Source organism: Streptomyces sp. NPDC034099 (genome assembly GCF_055575415.1).
Window position 1 is genome coordinate 178,288 of sequence record NZ_JBVISR010000011.1, and the last position, 15,257, is coordinate 193,544.

The 15,257-nt window shown below is 74.1% G+C and carries 16 protein-coding genes; 7 read left to right on the top strand and 9 right to left on the bottom strand.

Annotation, left to right across the window (positions count from 1 at the left end; translation table 11 throughout):
* Positions 1 to 4: 4 nt before the first annotated feature.
* Positions 5 to 670: a hypothetical protein gene (locus tag ACZ56V_RS29085; RefSeq protein WP_398914552.1), complete on the bottom strand. Its 666-nt coding sequence runs from the start codon at positions 668 to 670 to the stop codon at positions 5 to 7.
* A 99-nt stretch (positions 671 to 769) separates the two neighbouring features.
* On the opposite strand from ACZ56V_RS29085, the gene ACZ56V_RS29090 reads away from it, so the two are divergent.
* From ACZ56V_RS29090 to ACZ56V_RS29100, 3 genes are all read left to right on the top strand, one after another.
* Positions 770 to 1,423: a TetR/AcrR family transcriptional regulator gene (locus ACZ56V_RS29090; protein WP_356359528.1), complete on the top strand. Its 654-nt coding sequence runs from the start codon at positions 770 to 772 to the stop codon at positions 1,421 to 1,423.
* A gap of 10 nt (positions 1,424 to 1,433) precedes the next feature.
* Positions 1,434 to 2,117 (top strand): maleylpyruvate isomerase family mycothiol-dependent enzyme, encoded by a 684-nt coding sequence (locus ACZ56V_RS29095; RefSeq protein ID WP_398914556.1) that lies wholly within the window; start codon positions 1,434 to 1,436, stop codon positions 2,115 to 2,117.
* An 85-nt stretch (positions 2,118 to 2,202) separates the two neighbouring features.
* On the top strand, positions 2,203 to 2,892 hold the full coding sequence (locus ACZ56V_RS29100; protein ID WP_468946321.1) for a copper homeostasis protein CutC: 690 nt from the start codon (positions 2,203 to 2,205) through the stop codon (positions 2,890 to 2,892).
* Positions 2,893 to 3,039: 147 nt separating this feature from the next.
* Here the strand turns inward: ACZ56V_RS29100 and ACZ56V_RS29105 are convergent, their stop codons facing one another.
* A complete protein-coding gene (locus tag ACZ56V_RS29105) occupies positions 3,040 to 5,085 on the bottom strand; it encodes a HelD family protein (protein ID WP_398914560.1) in 2,046 nt (681 codons plus the stop codon).
* 300 nt (positions 5,086 to 5,385) lie between these two features.
* Between ACZ56V_RS29105 and ACZ56V_RS29110 the strand changes: the two genes are divergently transcribed.
* Positions 5,386 to 5,571 carry a hypothetical protein gene (locus ACZ56V_RS29110; protein ID WP_356359520.1) on the top strand — a complete coding sequence of 62 codons (186 nt, stop codon included), beginning with the start codon at positions 5,386 to 5,388 and terminating at the stop codon, positions 5,569 to 5,571.
* A 3-nt stretch (positions 5,572 to 5,574) separates the two neighbouring features.
* Here ACZ56V_RS29110 and ACZ56V_RS29115 read toward each other — a convergent pair whose 3' ends face one another.
* The 3 genes from ACZ56V_RS29115 to ACZ56V_RS29125 all read right to left on the bottom strand — a co-directional run bounded on the left by ACZ56V_RS29115 (position 5,575) and on the right by ACZ56V_RS29125 (position 10,500).
* Positions 5,575 to 7,212, bottom strand: coding sequence for a DNA repair helicase XPB (locus ACZ56V_RS29115; RefSeq protein WP_468946325.1), 1,638 nt, complete (start codon positions 7,210 to 7,212; stop codon positions 5,575 to 5,577).
* 78 nt (positions 7,213 to 7,290) lie between these two features.
* The gene (locus ACZ56V_RS29120; protein WP_467379523.1) at positions 7,291 to 7,467 is read right to left on the bottom strand and encodes a hypothetical protein; all 177 of its coding nucleotides are present in this window, start codon (positions 7,465 to 7,467) and stop codon (positions 7,291 to 7,293) included.
* Positions 7,468 to 7,848: 381 nt separating this feature from the next.
* Positions 7,849 to 10,500, bottom strand: a complete 2,652-nt coding sequence (locus ACZ56V_RS29125) for a helicase-associated domain-containing protein (RefSeq protein ID WP_468946329.1) — start codon at positions 10,498 to 10,500, stop codon at positions 7,849 to 7,851.
* 139 nt (positions 10,501 to 10,639) lie between these two features.
* Between ACZ56V_RS29125 and ACZ56V_RS29130 the strand changes: the two genes are divergently transcribed.
* Together ACZ56V_RS29130 and ACZ56V_RS29135 are read left to right on the top strand one after the other, a co-directional pair.
* A complete protein-coding gene (locus tag ACZ56V_RS29130; RefSeq protein ID WP_468946332.1) occupies positions 10,640 to 11,650 on the top strand; it encodes a hypothetical protein in 1,011 nt (336 codons plus the stop codon).
* A gap of 50 nt (positions 11,651 to 11,700) precedes the next feature.
* Positions 11,701 to 12,363: an HAD family hydrolase gene (locus ACZ56V_RS29135; RefSeq protein WP_398914570.1), complete on the top strand. Its 663-nt coding sequence runs from the start codon at positions 11,701 to 11,703 to the stop codon at positions 12,361 to 12,363.
* Here the strand turns inward: ACZ56V_RS29135 and ACZ56V_RS29140 are convergent.
* A complete protein-coding gene (locus ACZ56V_RS29140; protein ID WP_398914572.1) occupies positions 12,312 to 12,590 on the bottom strand; it encodes a hypothetical protein in 279 nt (92 codons plus the stop codon). The two genes, ACZ56V_RS29135 and ACZ56V_RS29140, sit on opposite strands and share 52 nt — an antisense overlap.
* Before the next feature lie 174 nt (positions 12,591 to 12,764).
* On the opposite strand from ACZ56V_RS29140, the gene ACZ56V_RS29145 reads away from it, so the two are divergent.
* Positions 12,765 to 13,148 (top strand): cold-shock protein, encoded by a 384-nt coding sequence (locus ACZ56V_RS29145; protein WP_003974650.1) that lies wholly within the window; start codon positions 12,765 to 12,767, stop codon positions 13,146 to 13,148.
* A 25-nt stretch (positions 13,149 to 13,173) separates the two neighbouring features.
* On the opposite strand, the gene ACZ56V_RS29150 is transcribed toward ACZ56V_RS29145, so the two are convergent.
* Genes ACZ56V_RS29150 through ACZ56V_RS29160 form a run of 3 tightly spaced genes read right to left on the bottom strand, consistent with a single transcriptional unit; the run spans position 13,174 to position 15,244 of the window.
* On the bottom strand, positions 13,174 to 14,022 hold the full coding sequence (locus ACZ56V_RS29150; protein WP_398914574.1) for a 1,4-dihydroxy-6-naphthoate synthase: 849 nt from the start codon (positions 14,020 to 14,022) through the stop codon (positions 13,174 to 13,176).
* Entirely contained in the window at positions 14,012 to 14,719 is a 708-nt protein-coding gene (locus ACZ56V_RS29155; protein ID WP_468946337.1) for a futalosine hydrolase, read from the bottom strand. Before ACZ56V_RS29155 ends, ACZ56V_RS29150 begins: the two co-directional genes overlap by 11 nt.
* Positions 14,720 to 14,734: 15 nt before the next feature.
* On the bottom strand, positions 14,735 to 15,244 hold the full coding sequence (locus ACZ56V_RS29160; RefSeq protein WP_398914578.1) for a DUF2771 domain-containing protein: 510 nt from the start codon (positions 15,242 to 15,244) through the stop codon (positions 14,735 to 14,737).
* Positions 15,245 to 15,257 lie beyond the last annotated feature (13 nt).

Genomic DNA, 15,257 nt, shown 5'->3' on the forward strand with positions numbered 1-15,257 from the left:
CAGGCTAGGCGTCCGGGGTGTCCGGGAGCGACAGCATTTCCAGCTCGCCGGTGAGGTTGTGGCGGGCGGTCGCCTCCCACTCCCGCCGCCCGTGCGGAGTGTGGAACAGGGTGGGCAGGCCGAGGAGCTGGCGCAGGACCGCCGCCCGGCCCTCGCGGAAGGCCGCGTTCGGCACGAAGTGGTACTCCTCGCGGACGGCCGCCGTGTACGCCGCGTACGCCGACGGCGGCGAGGCGAGGACCGCCAGGTCCGCGTCGCACAGCACCTGCCCGTCGCGGTCGTCGCCGTCCGGAGCGTGGGTGACGGTGAGCCGCACCAGCCGGGCCACCTCGGCGGTCTTCGCCGCGGACACCCCGGCCTCGGGGAGCGCGCGCTCGGCGAGACGGGCCGAGCGCTCCTCGTTCTCGGACCGGTCGGGCCGGTAGACGGCGTCGTGGAACCACGCGGCGAGACGTACGAGGTCCACGTCGTCGGCGTGCTCCGCCAGGACGTCGACGCGGTCCAGGACCGCGGTGAGGTGCGCCAGGGTGTGGTAGCGCCGCTGGGGCTCCTGCCAGCGGGCGAGCAGGTCGTCGGCGTACGGCGCGGGGTCGGCGGGGGTGGCGCCGGGGGCGGTGGCTCCCGCCAGGGCGTGGGCGAAGCGGGTGCGCAGGGCGTCGAGGTCGGCCATGGGCGCATTCTTCCAGATAATGTTCGTGATAGCTTCTAACCGAATGTCTGCGTGCCCGGCCGGGTGGGCCGGGCGGAACTCGAGAGGCGGCGGGCGGCCATGCCGGAGGCGCGCACCAGCACCCCGCGCGAGCGGTACCGCACCCAGGTACGCGCGGAGATCAAGGAACACGCCTGGGAGCAGATCGCCACGGCGGGTGCCTCCGCGCTCTCCCTCAACGCGATCGCCAAGCGGATGGGCATGAGCGGGCCCGCGCTCTACCGGTACTTCGACGGCCGCGACGAGCTGATCACCGAACTCATCCGGGACGCCTACCGCAGCCAGGCCGACACCCTCCGCGCCGCCGCCGAGGCCGGCGCCGACCTGGCCGGACTCGCGCACGCCCTGCGCGCCTGGGCCCTGGACGACCCGCAGCGCTACTTCCTCATCTTCGGCACCCCCGTCCCCGGCTACCACGCGCCCGACGACATCACCGAGATCGCCGCCGAGACCATGGCGGTCATCGTCGACGCCGCCGCCGCACCGCCGTCGCCGGGCGGCGGCACCGACGGGGCGTTCGACGCCCACCTCGACACCCACCGGCAGTGGGCGGGGGACCGTCCGGCGCCCGCCCCGGTCCTCCACCGCGCCCTGTCCTTCTGGTCCCGGCTGCACGGCGTGCTGTCCCTGGAACTCGCCGGGCAGTTCACCGGCATGGGCTTCGACCCCGCTCTTCTCTTCGAGGCCGAACTGAAGGACCTGCTGGGCCCCTAACGTGGAGTCCATGACGACTCCCGCAGACCTGCACGACGTACGCGACCCCGAACTGCCCGGCCGGCTGCTGACCCTCGAACGCGACGAACTGGTGCCGCTGCTGCGCTCCCGCCCGGACGCCGACTTCGCGCTGCCGGTGGCCGCGTGTCCGGGCTGGACCGTGCGCGATGTGCTGGCGCACTGCTCCAGCGCGCTGATCCGGGTGGTGGAGAAACGCTTCGAGGAGGGCGTCTTCTCACCCGAGTGCAACGACCGCGACATCGCCGAACGCGCCGACTGGAGCAACGCCCGGGTCATCGACGAACTGGAACGCGGCATGACCGAGGCCGGCCCGGTGATCGCGCGCTCGGACGGCAGGCTGGACGCGGTGGCGCTGGGCGAGTGGGTGCACGCCGGTGACGTACGGGTGACCTTCGGCGAGCCGGGGGCGTACGCGGGGCGCGGGCTCCCCGAGGCGCTCGCGCTGCTCGGCACGGTCACCCGGGCGCGCGGCCACGTGCCGCTCCACGCCGACCTGGACGACCTGGACGAGCCCCTGAAGCTGGGCGGGGCGAGCGGTGAGCGGCCGCCGGGCCGGTTCATCGGCGACGGCCCCACCCTCGTACGGCTCTACTCGGGCCGCCCCCTGGACGGAGCGGCGGGGTACGAGCTGGCCGGGGTGGAGGCGAAGGAACTGAACATCTTCGGCGGCTGAGCGGCGACGCGGGGAGCCGGGCCTGCCGTCGGGCGCGTAGTCTTGGATTGGACTAGACCTGTAGCAGGCCGACGAATGGGGTCCCATGAGCAAGCGTGCAGTCCTGGAGGTGATCGCCCTCGACGTCGAGGACGCGGTCGCCGCCCAGGCCGGAGGCGCGGATCGCCTCGAACTGGTCACCGACATGGCGGCCGACGGACTCACCCCGTCGGCCGCGACCGTCGCCGCGATCCGCTCCGCCGTCGACATCGACGTACGGGTGATGCTGCGGCTCGCGGACGGGTTCGCCGCCGGTGACGTCGAGCGGCTGACACGCGCCGCCGGTGAGCTGCGGGAGGCCGGGGCCACGCAGTTCGTGCTGGGATTCCTCGACGCGGAGGGCGACGTGGACCTCGGCGCGGTGGAGCGGATCGCCGAGGTGCTGGACGGATGCCGGTGGACCTTCCATCGGGCGATCGACCGCGCCGCGAACCGGGACGCGCTGCGCAAGCAGCTCGCGGACTTCCCGGGCCTGGACACGTATCTGACGGCCGGGGCGGCCGGGGGTGTGGACGACGGCCTGACCGTGCTGCTCGCGGAGGCGCGGCGGCGGGGGGAGCCGGGGTACGAGCAGCAGCTGCTGGTCGGCGGCGGTCTGCGCCTTGACCACGTGCCGGGGCTGCTGGACGCGGGGATCGACGGCTTCCACATCGGCGGCGCTGCGCGGCCCTCCGGGTGGGAGGGGCCGGTGTCGGCGGAGGCGGTTTCCCAGTGGCGGCGGGTGCTCGGACACTGAGCGTTCGGCTGGTCCCTGAGCCTGCGCTGGTGCTCGCGGGGGGTGGGGAGCGCAGCCGGCGTGGCAGGGTGCCGCTGCGCCCACCCGTGCCGTCTGGGGGTACCTCCCAGGCCGTTCAGGCACTGGGGGAGGCACGACTGCCCGCAGCTAGGTGAGCTGCTGCGGCAGCCCCGTCGCGTGGGTCACGATGAGGCCCGAGACCGCTCGGGTCAGACAGACGTACAGGCGGCGCAGTCCCGTCCGTTCGTCCGGTTCGCCGTCGACCACGGCCTGCGGCTCGTCCAGGACCACGTAGTCGTACTCCAGGCCCTTGGCCAGCGAGGCCGGGACCAGGGTCAGGCGGGTGGCGTGGGTGGTCTCCTCGCCGGGGCCGACGTGGCCGATCCCGGCCGCCGCAAGCGCCGCCGCCAGCTCCGGCACCCTCGCGTCGGCGGCGATGAGGCCGACCGAGCCCTCCCGCCCCAGCAGCTCACGGCACGCGGCCACCACGTCGGCCGCCCCGCCCGGAGCCGTACGGATGTCGAAGAAGCCCGGGTTCTCGCGGATCGACGCCACCGGCGTCAGACCCGGCGCGATGTGCGGCAGCAGCCGGGAGGCGTACGCGATGACGTCCGTCGGCACGCGGAAACCGGCCGTCAGCTCCTCGACCACCGCATCGCCCTTGCCCAGGTGCCCCAGCGCCTGAGACCAGCTCCGGGTCGCCCACGGCGTGGTGCCCTGCGCCAGGTCGCCCAGGACGGTCGCCGAACCGGTGGTGCAGCGCCGGCCCACCGCGCGGTACTGCATCGGGGACAGGTCCTGTGCCTCGTCGAGGACCACGTGCCCGAGGGAGTGGGTGCGCTCGATCAGGTCGGTCGCCTCGTCGATCAGCACGGCGTCGGCCGGTGACCACTTGGCGGACTTGACCGAGCGGGCCGGCTTCACCCACAGCACCGCCTTCTGCTCGTCCTCGGTGAGGACGCCCTCGGCGTGCTCGGCGAGGAAGTCCGCGTCGGCGAGCAGGCGCAGCACCAGCTTGGCGGGGTCGACCTGCGGCCAGACCGACTTCACCAGCGCCTTCACGGCCGCGTCGCGCGCCACCGCGTTCTGCACCCGGTCGTCCGGCGCCTCGCCCGCCCGCTCCATCTGGACCAGCACGGCGTGCGCGATCCGCTGCGGGAGCGCCTCGCGGGCGGCCCCGTAGCGGATGTCACGGGCGAGCAGCTCCCGGACGATCTCCTCCACCTCGTACACCGGCACCCGCCAGCGGCGCGAGCCGCGCACCACGACGACACCCTCGGTGGGCGGCGTGACGTGGGAGTAGAGGGCCCGGCGCAGCACCTCCGCCATCCGCGCGTCGCCCTTGATCACGGCCGTCGCCGCCTCGTCCGTGCCGCGCACCTCGACGTGGGCGACCAGGTCGTCGACGGTGGCCTGGCGGACCGTCAGCTCGCCGAGTGCCGGGAGGACCTGCTCGATGTAGTGCAGGAAGGACCGGTTCGGGCCGATGACCAGCGTGCCCGTGCGGGCCAGACGCTCGCGGTGGGCGTACAGGAGGTAGGCCACCCGGTGCAGGCCGACGGCGGTCTTTCCGGTGCCGGGGCCGCCCTGCACACAGACCGAGCCGGACAGTCCGGCGCGCACGATCTCGTCCTGCTCGGGCTGGATCGTCGCCACGATGTCCCGCATCGGTCCGACGCGGGGCCGCTCGATCTCCTGCTGGAGCAGCCTGCTGGTGGTCGCCGCCTCGGCCGGGTCGAGCAGGTGCTCGTCCTCATACGCGGTCAGGTCGCCGCCGGTGTAGCCGAAGCGGCGGCGCAGCGAGACGTCCTGCGGGTCCTTCTTCGACGCCCGGTAGAACGGCTGGGAGACCGGCGCCCGCCAGTCGATCACCATCGGGTCGCCGTCCGCGTCGTGCACGTGCCGCCGCCCGACGTAGAAGCGTTCACCCTCGCCGCCCTCGGCCTGTTCGGCGCCCGGGGCGTGCAGGTAGTCGAGCCGCCCGAAGAACAGCGGGGTCTCGCTGAGGTCGGCGAGCGCCTTGATGCGCTGCTCGATCTGGCTCTCCAGGACGGCGGCGTTGACCCAGTTCGCCGTGACGTCGGTGATGTCCAGGGACTCGACGTCCTCGCGCATGGCGCGCAGCGCGGAACGGGAAGCGGCGAGGTGGGAGCGCTCTTTGGAGAGGGGGTCGTCGTGGACGGGCGTGGACAAGGGGGTGCCTCCGGATGACCTGCGGTGCGGTGGGCGCGGGACGCGCGCGGTGGGCCGACCGGTTTCCGTCCGGACGGCAGCACTCCGTGGGGAGGCGGGCAAGAGCGGAGATTCTAGGGGAGCGGACGCGGCGCGGGCCAACCGTTTTTCTCCGGCCGCCCGAGCCCTGCCGCCCGACCCCTAGGGGATCACGTCATCCGCTCCGGGGGATGCGCTCCCTCCAGGGTCGTAGCGGAGGCGGAGGAGGGTTGGGTCCGTAGACCGATGCCGGTCGGGGGGTGGCGGTCGCACCATGGAGACATGAGCGCAGCAACCATCTCCCCCGCCCCGGCACCGGGCCGCGTGTCCGGTGCCACGCCCGTGGCCGGCAGCCACCGGCACCGGCTCGGTGACACCCTGCGCGCCGTCAGGGTGTTCGCGGGCGCCGCCTTCGACGTGGTCATCCTCGGTGAGTACGGCGAGGAGGCCGGCGTCCGCCGCCACTGACCGTCAGCCGAGGACCTCGTCCGCGTCCATGATCCGGTAGGCGTAGCCCTGCTCCGCCAGGAAGCGCTGGCGGTGGGCGGCGAAGTCCTGGTCGAGGGTGTCGCGGGCGACGACCGAGTAGAAGTGCGCCTGGTGGCCGTCGGCCTTCGGCCGCAGCACCCGGCCCAGGCGCTGGGCCTCCTCCTGCCGCGAGCCGAAGGTGCCCGACACCTGGATGGCGACCGTCGCCTCCGGCAGGTCGATCGAGAAGTTCGCGACCTTCGAGACGACCAGCACGCTGATCTCGCCCTGCCGGAAGGACTCGAAGAGCTTCTCCCGCTGGGCGTTGGACGTCTCGCCCTTGATGACCGGCGCGCCCAGGTGCTCGCCCAGCTCGTCGAGCTGGTCGATGTACTGGCCGATGACGAGGATCTGCTGCCCGGCGAACCGCCGCACGATCGCCTCCGTCACCTTCCGCTTGGTGTCGGTCGTCGCGCAGAAGCGGTACTTCTCCTCCGTCTCGGCGGTGGCGTACGCGAGCCGCTCGGAGTCGGTGAGGTTGACCCGGACCTCCACGCAGTCGGCGGGCGCGATGTAGCCCTGCGCCTCGATCTCCTTCCACGGCGCGTCGAACCGCTTCGGGCCGATCAGGGAGAACACGTCCGACTCACGGCCGTCCTCGCGGACGAGAGTCGCGGTCAGGCCGAGCCGCCGCCGGGCCTGGAGGTCGGCGGTGAACTTGAAGACCGGCGCGGGCAGCAGGTGCACCTCGTCGTAGACGATCAGCCCCCAGTCCCGGGAGTCGAACAGCTCCAGGTGCGGGTAGACACCCTTCCGCCGGGTCGTCAGCACCTGGTACGTGGCGATGGTGACCGGCCGGATCTCCTTGCGCGTGCCGCTGTACTCGCCGATCTCCTCCTCGGTCAGCGACGTGCGCTTGACCAGCTCGTGCTTCCACTGCCGGGCGGAGACGGTGTTGGTGACCAGGATCAGCGTCGTCGACTTGGCCTGCGCCATCGCACCCGCCCCGACCAGCGTCTTGCCCGCGCCGCAGGGGAGTACGACGACACCGCTGCCGCCGTGCCAGAAGTTCTCCACCGCCTGCTTCTGGTACGGGCGCAGCGCCCAGCCGTCCTCGGCCAGCTCGATCGCGTGCGCCTCGCCGTCGACGTACCCGGCGAGGTCCTCGGCCGGCCAGCCCAGCTTCAGCAGCGTCTGCTTGATCTGCCCGCGCTCGGAGGGGTGCACGGCCACCGTGTCGGCGTCGATGCGGGCGCCGACCAGCGGCGCGATCCGCTTCGACTTCAGCACCTCTTCCAGCACCGGCCGGTCGGTGGTCGTCAGGACCAGGCCGTGCGCCGGGTGCTTGGAGAGGGTGAGCCGGCCGTAGCGGTCCATCGTCTCGGCGATGTCGACCAGCAGCGCGTGCGGCACCGGGTAGCGGCTGTACTCGACGAGGGCGTCCACGACCTGCTCGGCGTCGTGGCCCGCCGCCCGGGCGTTCCACAGGCCCAGCGGGGTCACCCGGTAGGTGTGGATGTGCTCCGGCGCCCGCTCCAGCTCCGCGAACGGCGCGATGGCCCGACGGCAGTCGGCGGCATGCTCGTGGTCGACTTCGAGGAGCAGGGTCTTGTCGGACTGGACGATCAGCGGACCATTCACGGGCGGCACCCTTTCGCGTGCGTACGGCCGGACGACGGCTCGGCCAAACGTCCAGTGTGCCTGATCGCGGGGCCGGGCCTACCGGAGACCGATGGTGATGTTGTTGATGAGCGGCCCCTCCAGCGCGGCGGCCTTGGGCGCGAGAGCCCCCAACAGGGCCGCGGCGGTGATCAGGGCGGCGACGGAGACGGCGACGGCGGAACGGGCGGTGGAGCGGGCGGCGGAACGGTCGGGGTCGGTGGTCGTGTCGCGCACGGGAGGCCTTTCGAGGAGCCGAGGGGGAGGGCGGCGGGCCGGACCCGGAAGGGCTGGGGGGTCCGGCCCGCCGGAGGGAACGCGGTAGCGGAACGGTCAGAGGGTGAGGCCTCCGCCGAGGTCGATGCCGACCGCGGCGGCCTCGGCGGCGAACGCCGCGAGCAGGGCCGCGGTGGAGGTCAGGACGGTGGCGACACGGCGAACGGCAGTACGCATCGGGTTCTTCCTTTCGGTTGGTTTGCGGGGCACCCGGTGGCTGCCCGACCGCCCGTGACCCGATGCGGAATATGAAAAAAGCTCCCCCGCAGGTGCGAATCACCCGGCGTGGCGTGCATGAACCACGGCGTACACCCGAAAGTGCGCCGCGCGTCGTACGCCGGTTCAGCCCGCGTCGTCGGCCAGCTCGGCCACGCCCGTGATCCGGTGCAGCGGGTAGGTGCGCACCTCGTCCGCCGTGTGGTCGTACGCCGTGACGAAGCCGCCCTCGACCCGGATCGGCGCGATCACGCGCTGACTGGCGGCGCCCTCGGCGTTCACGTAGCCGATCCACAGCGCCTCGCCGGTCAGGACCGCCGCCTGCATCGTGGCCAGCGTCTCGGCGGCGCCCGTGCGGGGCAGGCTGCCGCCCGGCGCCCCGCCCTCGCCGCCGCTCTCCTCGCCGCCGGGGCCCGGCTTGCGCGGGGTCGTGGAGGCGAGATCACCGGCGCGCACGGCGCGGATCGCGGCCGCCAGGAGCGTGTCGTCGGGCGGCGGGGGACCGTCCGGGACCGGCTCGGGGGCTGCCCGCGGCGGGGTGCGGTGGGAGTCCGCGCGGGCGATCAGCACGTCGCCCGCGGCGGACTCGGCGGCCGGGGCGAACCCGATCGCGCGCAGCCCGTCGAGCAGCGCCACCGGGTCGGCCTGCGCGGCCAGCACGGTGGGCGCCAGACGGCGCAGGCCGAGACCGGCGGCCCGCTTGTCGGCGAGGATCTCGTCCAGCGTCGCGTCGTCGTCGCAGCGCACGTACGCCGAGGCCGCGCCCACCCGCAGCCGCCCGTGCCGCCGGGCCACGTCGTCGATCAGGTACGTCAGGGGCTGCGGCACCGGCGTACGGGAGTGCCGGGCGAGGAACGCGTGCAGGTCGGCGGCGCTCCGCCCGGCGTCCAGCGCACGGCGTACCGAACCCGGCGTGAACCGGTAGACGGTCGCCCCGCCCTTGGACTCCACGTCCGCGAGCACCCCCAGCACGTCGGCCAGCTCCCGCTCCAGCGGCCCCGGCGCCACCGCCGTCAGGTCGGCCTGGAGCAGCACGTGGTCCAGCGGTTCGGGGAAGAGCGGCGCGAGCAGCCGGGCGGCCCTCGCGGTGGCCGCGGCCCGTTCGGCGGGGGTCGGGGGAGCGGTCACCGGGGGCGTGCGGTGGTGGTGGACGGGGAGCTTGTCGCCCGGCCCCTCGGGCTCCCCCGCCTCCTCCTCCGCCGCCGGACGGGGTGCCTCGGGCGCGCCGATCAGGGCCCGCCCCGGTGCCGCCAGCGCGCCGCGCCCGGTGACGCCCAGCAGCTCGGCCTCGGACAGCGTCCACCGGGCGATCCGGCTCCGCAGATCGTCGTCCCGCGCCTTCCCTGGCTCCCGGTGCTCCCGGTGCTCCCGCTGCTCCCGCTGCGGGCCGCGCAGCGGGCGCTCCCAGCGCAGCCGGGCCAGCAGCGACTCCTCGACGGGCGAGGCGCCCTCGGGCAGCCCCGCCAGCAGGGCCAGCACCCGGTGCCGCACCTCCGGCGCCGCCGAACGGTCCAGGTTGGGGCCCAGCGCCGAGAGCGTGCGGTCCTTCGCGTCCCGCCCGCCGACCACGCCCGGTGTCCGGGTGGCCGTCAGCCACGTCCCCGCGAGCCGCGCCCAGCGCTCGGCGGGCGGCAGCTCGCGCCACTCGTCGTACGCCGGGGTCGCCGCGTACCGTTCGTCGTCCCCCACTGCCTTGACGGCGTGGGAGGTACCCCCACCGCCGTCGGAGGCGATCAGACCGGCGCCGTAGGCCAGTTCGACCCAGAACGCGGCGACCGGCTCGGGCAGGTCCAGGGCGACGGCGGTCCGCTTCAGGTCGCGCACGCTCAGACCGCCGGCCCGCAGCACCGAGGGACCCCCCTCGTCCCACTCCTTCAGCAGCTCGTCGACGGTCGCCAGCGCCGCCAGGGCCTGGCCGGCCGCGGTGGCGTCCACAACCTGTGGACGGTGGGTGGCGGCCGCCTCCACCGGCGGCGGCACCGGCTCGGGCACGCGGTGCGCGCGGCCCGCGCGCAGGTGCAGGGCGACCTCGCGGGGCAGGACGACCGTGCCGGGCGCGGTCGGCAGCAGCAGGCCGCGGCCGAGGAGCGCGCGCAGGTGCGCGGCGGGGTCGTGGGTGACCTGGCCGTACGGCGGCCCCCACACCAGCCGGTCCAGCACCTCCCGGGACTCCTCGGGCAGTTCGGCGAGGAGCGCCGACATGCGTCTGCGGTCGGAGAACAGGGCGGCGAGCGCGGACACGGCGGAGACGGAGTCGTGGGTCGAGGGCAGACCGACCGCGCGGAGGATCTCCTGGATCCGGCCCGGGGACATCCCCGCCGTCGCCTCCCGCACGGTGGGGCCGAGCCCCGTCGGGGACGGATGCTGCGGGGAGGGCGCGAGCAGCTCGCGGGCGGTGCGCACCAGCCGCAGCTGGTCGTCGGCGCCCCACACCAGTGCCTGTTCGCGCAGCAGGGCGGCGGCCCGGGGCAGCGCGGCGGCGACGGCCGGGTCCTCCTCGTCACCGCCCATCAGGGCGAGCAGCTCGCCGTACGACGCCGGGTCCGGCGCCACGGCCAGCGCCTCGGCCGTCTGCAGGGTGAACCGGTCCAGCCGCTCCAGCGCCCGCACGACGGAGGCCCGGGTGCCGGCGCGGGCGGCGAGCTGGGTGAGGTCGGTCGGCACGGGGGTGATGAGGTCGGGACGGCTGCGCAGGAGGGCGGCCAGCGAGACGTCGTCCCTGACGCGGAGCGCTTCCGCGAGGGACCGGGGGGCCGCGGACTTCTCCTCGGTGCTCATCCGGTCCACGTTAGCGGGTGGGTCGGACGGCGGGGGTGCGCGTGCGACGGTGCGGTGCCGTCGGCCGGACGGGGAAGATTCGGTACCGTCGTCCGACGGGGTACGACGGATACCGCGACGCACCGCCCCGGAGGGGAACGTGGGGATCGAGAGCGACCAGGTCGTCTTCGAGTATCTGAGCCGCGTCGGCGACGTGGCCCAGCAGCGGCAGCTGCCGTCGGCCACCCGGATGCGGCTGGTGTCGGAGCTGCGCAACGAGATCGACCGGCACCGGGCGAAGACCACCGTGGACAGTCCCGCCGCGGTCCGCCGCATCCTGGACCGGCTCGGCGACCCCGACGACATCGTCACCGCGGCGGGCGGCGCGAGCGGCGTACGGCAGCAGGCGGCGCCGTCGCCCACCGCCGTGCCCGAGCAGCGGGAGACCGGGCCGCGCGACACCGAGCCGCGCAAGGGCCGGCGGCGCCCCGCACCCGAACCCCCGGCCGCGCGTCCGGCCGCCTCCCCGCCCCACCTGGCGAGCGCGCGGGAACTGGGGGACGTCGGCGACGGCCAACCGGACTGGTGGCGCGTCGACGACGGCCCCTTCGCCGGCGGGGGCCTCGGCGACAGCGTGCCCGGGTTCGTCGGCGGCGTGGAGATCCCGGAGCTGCTCAGGCGACCGCCGGGCCCGGAGGACGAGGCGGACAGGAAGCACACCCCCACCGAGAAGGCCCCCGGTGCCGCGGCCCTGGTGGAGACCGACGGCCCGGCGGCCGGGACGGCGGGGGAGAGCAAGGCCCGCCGCCTGCCCCGCCTGTGGCCCGAGGGCGGCTGGAACAACCCGCTGCTGCTGTGCGCCGCGGCCCTGCTGATCGTCGGTGCCGTGCTCGGCAACCTGGTCCCCCTCGGTCTGGGCTGGCTGATCGCCTACCTCTCCCGCCGGCTGACCCCGGCCCAGTCGAAGTGGGCCGTCCTGGGTCTGCCCGGCACGGTGGCCGCCGCGGGCGTCGTCTGGCTGTGGGGCCGCACCGAGGGCCGCTGGGGCGACCCGGTAGCCGAGGGGCACATGAACGACGCGATCGCCGAGACCTGGCCCTGGGTGCTGCGCACCGCCGCCGTGGCCACCGCCCTCTACCTCCTCTGGCGAACCCGCCGCCTCCGCGGCTGACCGCACCGGCGGCCGGCCGGGCCCGCGGGGGGCCCGGCACAATGGGGGCCATGGCTTCCACGACCCGCCCCGCGCCCACCGTCGGCTTCGACCTCGACATGACGCTGATCGACTCGCGGCCCGGCATCCGTGCCTGCTACACCGAGCTGAGCGCGCGCACCGGGACGTACGTCGACGCCGACCTGGCCGTCACCCGGCTCGGGCCGCCGCTGGCCGAGGAGCTGGCGAACTGGTTCCCGGCCGGGGAGATCGAGGCCGTCGCCGACCTGTACCGGGAGATCTACCCGGCGTACGCGATCGAGCCGACGCTCGCGCTGCCCGGCGCCCGTGAGGCCGTCGCCGCCGTCCGCGAGGCCGGCGGACGGGCCGTCGTCGTCACCGCCAAGTACGAGCCGAACGCCAAGCTGCACCTGGCGCACCTCGGCATCGAGCCGGACGCCGTGATCGGCGGTCTGTGGGCCGAGCAGAAGGCCGTCGCGCTGCGCGAGCACGACGCGGAGGTCTACGTCGGCGACCATGTCGGCGACGTACGCGGAGCCCGCGCCGCCGGTGCCCGCTCGGTGGCCGTGGCCAGCGGGCCGTGCGACGCCGGGGAACTGCGCGCGGCCGGCGCCGACGTGGTCCTCGCCGACCTCACCCGGTTCCCGGCGTGGCTCGCGGCCTACCGGGACGGCGAGGGCGACGCCGCGGGGCTCGACGCGGCGCGCGCCTGACGCCGCCCGGCGGCGATCGACCGGAGCACTCCGGCACCGGCGACCAGGAAGCCCACTCCCATCAGCATGCTCAGTCCGAACATGTAGGTGGGAAACGGCGTCGTGCCCAGCAGCAGCGGGGTCACCGTGACCAGAGTGGCCACGGCGCCGACGAAGAAGACGATCGCACCGGCGCGGACCAGCCGGTCACCGGGCGCGGCGGAATTCGTTTGGGTTTGTTCACGCACCCGACCAGGGTAGTTCCCAGGCCTGGAGAACGACCCGGGGACGTCTTGTCACCGGGTCGAAGACCATTAGCCTTGGTACCGGCGGGTCAGGACGACCCGCCCAAGTGCTATCAAGAGCCGTTTCCGAGCATGTTTCCGAGCAGTTTTCCGACGAGTACGAGGACGAGGACAGACGTGCCTACCGGCAAGGTCAAGTGGTTCAACAGCGAGAAGGGCTTCGGCTTTCTCTCCCGCGACGACGGCGGTGACGTCTTCGTCCATTCCTCGGTCCTCCCCGCCGGAGTCGAGAGCCTGAAGCCGGGACAGCGCGTCGAGTTCGGTGTCGTCGCCGGACAGCGCGGCGACCAGGCACTGTCGCTGGCCCTCCTCGACCCGGCTCCCTCGGTCGCGGCCGCGCAGCGCAAGAAGCCGGACGAGCTGGCCTCCATCGTGCAGGACCTGACGACGCTCCTGGAGAACATCACGCCGATGCTGGAGCGCGGCCGCTACCCCGAGAAGACGGCGGGCAAGAAGATCGCCGGGCTGCTCCGCGCGGTCGCGGACCAGCTCGACGTCTGACCGCCGTCCCGCCAGGGGCGCCCCGTTACGGGAACGCCAGCGCGTTCGGGCCGAGGGCCGGTACGAGTCCCTCGGCCGCCGCGCGGGTCAGCAGGCCCCGGATCGCCGCGTAGCCGTCCTCGCCGAGGTCGGCGGTGAACTCGTTGACGTACAGCCCGATGTGCTGGTCCGCGACGGCCGGGTCCATCTCTTGCGCGTGCTCCATCACGTACGGCCGGGACGCCTCCGGGTCGTCCCAGGCCGCGCGGACCGAGCGGCGGACGGCGTCGGCGAGGCCGTTCAGCGCCTCGGCGCCCAGCGAGCGCTTCGCGATGATCGCGCCGAGCGGGATCGGCAGCCCGGTCGTCCGCTCCCAGTGCTCGCCCATGTCGGCGAGCTTGTGGAGCCCGTAGTTCTGGTACGTGAAGCGCGCCTCGTGGATCACCAGTCCCGCGTCGACCTTCCCGTCCCGCACGGCCGGCATGATCTCGTGGAAGGGCATGACCACGATCTCGCCGACCCCGCCGGGCACCGTGTCCGCCGCCCACAGGCGGAAGAGCAGGTAGGCCGTCGAGGTCTCGCTGGGCACCGCCACCGTGCGTCCGCGCAGGTCCGCGCCCGCCTCCCGGGTCAGCACCAGCGGACCGCAGCCCCGGCCCAGCGCACCGCCGCAGGGCAGCAGGGCCCAGTCGTCCAGGACGTACGGCAGCACGGCGTACGACACCTTCAGCACGTCGAACTCGCCGCGCTCGGCCATGCCGTTGGTGATGTCGATGTCCGCGAAGGTCACGTCGAGGGCGGGGGCGCCCGGGACGCGGCCGTGGGCCAGGGCGTCGAAGACGAAGGTGTCGTTCGGGCAGGGGGAGTACGCGATCTGCAAGGGCTCAGTCGTCATGTCGGTTCCAACTCGTGAGGGCGGGGGAGAGCTTCCCGAAGGCGTCCGTCAGGGCCGCGAGGGCCTCGCCGATGCGCCAGGCGGCACGGTCGCGCGGGCCGACCGGGTTGGAGACCGCGCGCAGTTCCAGCACCGGCACGCCGTGCGCGGCGGCCGCCTCGGCGACGCCGAAGCCCTCCATCGCCTCGGCCAGGGCGCCCGGGTGGCGTGCGCGCAGCAGCGCGGCGCGTTCCGCGGTGCCGGTGACGGTGGAGCCGGTCAGGACGGTGCCGGGCCGGGCCCCGGTCGCCGCGGCGACGGCGCGGACCAGTCCGGCCGGCGGGAGGTGGGTGACGGTGCCGAAGCCGAGGTCGGTGACCGGCAGGAAGCCGTCGGCGGTCTCGGCGCCCAGGTCCGCCGCGGTGATCGCGTCGGCGACGACGAGCGAGCCGACGGGCGCCTTTGGGGCGAAGCCGCCGCCGATGCCGGCCGAGACGACCAGGTCGTAGGGCGTGCCGTCGAGGGCCGCGGCGGTCAGCGCGGCGGCCGTGGAGGCGGCGGCCAGGGCCGGGCCGACCCCGGCGGCCAGCAGGTCCCAGCCGTCCGGCAGCCGGTGCAGGACGATCCCGGGACGGGACACCTCGGCGCCCGGCGCCGGGAACGCCCGAGCCACCGCGTCCCGTTCGGCGGGGACCGCGGTGGCCACGAGGAGGTGCACGGAGGACGTGGGCGGTCAGTCCTTCTTCAGCTTGAAGACCCACACACCGGTGACGTTCTGGCTGTCGTCCTTGCCGTCCCGGGCCGCGACGGCGACGTTCGTCGAGTTCCCCTGGGCGCCGTACTGCGCGTTGAAGAACACGCTGCCCGGCACGGTGCGGTAGGTCTTGTCGCTGTCCTCGACCAGCTGCTGACCGTTCATCAGGATCGTCCAGTGCTTGTCGGCGACGTCCGGGTCGACGCCGAACCGCACGGTCTCGTCCTGGTCGACGGTGATGGACTTCGCGTCCTTGTCCTTCAGGCACTTGTCGATCTCGTCGGCCGAAAGGGTCTTGCCCTCTCCGCCGCAGGTGGCCTCGGAGCTGACCGAGTCACTGCCGACCGTGATCGTCGAGATCGGGGTCGGCTCGTCACAGGCGGACAGCAGGAGAAGTCCGGCGGACACGGCGCCTACGGCGGCGACGGCGCGGCGGCGTCGCACAACGCGGTGTCCGAGAGCGGCGGTGCCGCGGGGCAACGTGGTCATGGCGGAAGGCTAT

Excerpts from the sequence above, each read along its gene's own strand:
- ACZ56V_RS29085 (WP_398914552.1), bottom strand. The coding sequence starts at position 670 with ATGGCCGACCTCGACGCCCTGCGCACCCGCTTCGCCCACGCCCTGGCG.
- ACZ56V_RS29090 (WP_356359528.1), top strand. The coding sequence starts at position 770 with ATGCCGGAGGCGCGCACCAGCACCCCGCGCGAGCGGTACCGCACCCAG.
- ACZ56V_RS29095 (WP_398914556.1), top strand. The coding sequence starts at position 1,434 with ATGACGACTCCCGCAGACCTGCACGACGTACGCGACCCCGAACTGCCC.
- ACZ56V_RS29100 (WP_468946321.1), top strand. The coding sequence starts at position 2,203 with ATGAGCAAGCGTGCAGTCCTGGAGGTGATCGCCCTCGACGTCGAGGAC.
- ACZ56V_RS29110 (WP_356359520.1), top strand. The coding sequence starts at position 5,386 with ATGAGCGCAGCAACCATCTCCCCCGCCCCGGCACCGGGCCGCGTGTCC.
- ACZ56V_RS29125 (WP_468946329.1), bottom strand. The coding sequence starts at position 10,500 with ATGAGCACCGAGGAGAAGTCCGCGGCCCCCCGGTCCCTCGCGGAAGCG.
- ACZ56V_RS29135 (WP_398914570.1), top strand. The coding sequence starts at position 11,701 with ATGGCTTCCACGACCCGCCCCGCGCCCACCGTCGGCTTCGACCTCGAC.
- ACZ56V_RS29150 (WP_398914574.1), bottom strand. The coding sequence starts at position 14,022 with ATGACGACTGAGCCCTTGCAGATCGCGTACTCCCCCTGCCCGAACGAC.
- ACZ56V_RS29160 (WP_398914578.1), bottom strand. The coding sequence starts at position 15,244 with ATGACCACGTTGCCCCGCGGCACCGCCGCTCTCGGACACCGCGTTGTG.